Source organism: Ruegeria sp., from assembly GCF_028066395.1.
GTDB lineage: Bacteria > Pseudomonadota > Alphaproteobacteria > Rhodobacterales > Rhodobacteraceae > Ruegeria.
The window spans coordinates 31,526-33,468 of record NZ_JALCBM010000051.1; the positions used below are offsets into that span (position 1 = coordinate 31,526).

The 1,943-nt window shown below is 61.2% G+C and carries 2 protein-coding genes; one reads left to right on the forward strand and one right to left on the reverse strand.

Features of this window, described 5'->3' with window-relative positions; all coding sequences use genetic code 11:
- Positions 1-759 (forward strand): AsmA-like C-terminal region-containing protein (locus tag MPJ51_RS15530; RefSeq protein ID WP_298388601.1); only part of this gene is annotated, 759 nt, incomplete at its 5' end.
- Positions 760-780: 21 nt separating this feature from the next.
- Here the strand turns inward: MPJ51_RS15530 and MPJ51_RS15535 are convergent.
- Positions 781-1,943: phosphomannomutase/phosphoglucomutase (locus MPJ51_RS15535; RefSeq protein ID WP_298388602.1), on the reverse strand; the 1,163-nt coding region annotated here is incomplete at its 5' end.

Sequence of the window (1,943 nt, forward strand, 5' to 3'; positions counted from 1 at the left end):
GCGGTATTGGAAATGCATCCGGCGACGCTGTTTTCCGGTCAGTTGAACGGGCAGGTCGTGGCCAATAACCGCAACGGATTGTCGGTTGGAGGGGATCTGAAGGCCGATGGTATCGACATCCGGCAAGCATTGGTCGCGCTGGGTGGGATCGAGCGGTTCTCGGGCACCGGATCGGGTGCGTTGTCGTTTCTGGGTGTTGGCCAGAGCGAGGATCAGATCATGCGCTCGCTCAGCGGCAAGGGGAATATCAATGTCGGCAGCGGCGTGATCTCGGGCTTTGATCTGGATCGGCTGATGGGGCGCGGCACTGGGTCCGGCGGGACGACCGTGTTCAACAGCCTCAGCGCCAGTTTCACCATGGATGGCGGCAATCTGAACAATAATGACCTGCTGATGCAGTTGGACAATTTCCGCGCCGACGGGGCCGGGCGCGTTGGTCTGGGCGCGCGTGATATCGACTATCTGTTCACCCCGGTCGCCTTGCGGCCCAATTCCGGTGAGGGGATTTCTGTGCCCGTGCGCATTCAGGGACCATGGAGCAACCCGTCGATCAAGCCCGACCTTACCAAGGTCATCGAGGCCGCTGCCGAGGGTAAGCTCAAGGCATTGGAGGATGGTGCCAAGCAGCAGGTGCTGGACAAGGTCGGCGATGAGCTGAACACCGGCATCACCGATACCGGGCAGATCGAAGACGCCCTCAAGAACAAGCTTGAGGACGAGGCCAAGAAGGGTCTGCTGAAACTGTTTGGTGGAGACTAGGGGGCAGGCCGCCCCCTAAGTTCAGATGGTCTGATCGTAGTCGCCAACGCCGGGCTCGGTACGGATCACCGCGTCGATCTCGGCGAAAATGGCGCGCATCTCTGCCTCGCTGTCGCTGCTTTCGCAAACCACAACCAGATTTGGTGTGTTCGAGGACGCCCGCACCAGACCCCAGCTGCCATTGTCCAGAATGACCCGTGCGCCGTTGACCGTGACCACCTCTTTGATCGCGCGTCCGGCAAAGCTGTCGCCCGCCTCGGCCTTGGCGACCAGCTTGTCCACCAGCCGTTGCAGGATGTCGTATTTCTCGGTGTCGGCGGCATAGGGCGACATGGTGGGGGTGGACCATGTTTTTGGCAGGGCCTTGCGCAGGTCCGACATGCTCTGATTCGGGTTGCGGTCCATCAGCTTGCAGATTTCCACCGCCACGCGCATGCCGCAGTCATAGCCGCGCCCGATGGGCTCGGCCAGAAAGTAGTGACCCGATTTCTCGAACCCTGCCAGCGCGCCGATTTCCTTGACGCGGCGTTTCATATGGCTGTGGCCGGTTTTCCAGTAATCGGCCTTGACGCCATGGGCCTGCAATTCGGGATCGCTGGCGAACAGGCCGGTGGATTTCACATCGGCGACAAAGGTGGCACCCGGATGCAGCTTGGCCAGATCGCGGGCCATGATGACACCCACCTTGTCGGCGAAAATCTCTTCGCCCTCATTATCAACGACACCGCAGCGATCACCATCGCCGTCAAATCCCAGCGCCAGATCGGCGCCGCTGGATTTCACCGTGCCGGCCATGTCATGCAACATTTCCATGGCCTCGGGGTTGGGGTTGTAGCTGGGGAAAGTATAGTCCAGCCGGTTGTGGCTGGGCACAATCTCAACGCCCATACGCTCGAAAATCTCGGGCGCGAAGGCCGATGCGGTGCCGTTGCCGGTGGCGCACACCACCTTGAGCGGGCGGGACATTTTGAAATCGCCGATCAGATCGTCGATATAGGCCTCGCGCACGCCATCCACGAATTCGTAAGACCCGCCCGCGCGCGCCTGACCTTCGCCATTCAGGACAATGTCGCGCAGTTCGGCCATCTCGTCGGGGCCGTGGGTCAGGGGGCGTTCAAAGCCCATCTTTACCCCGGTCCAGCCGTTGGGGTTGTGGCTGGCGGTCACCATCGCCACAGCAGGCA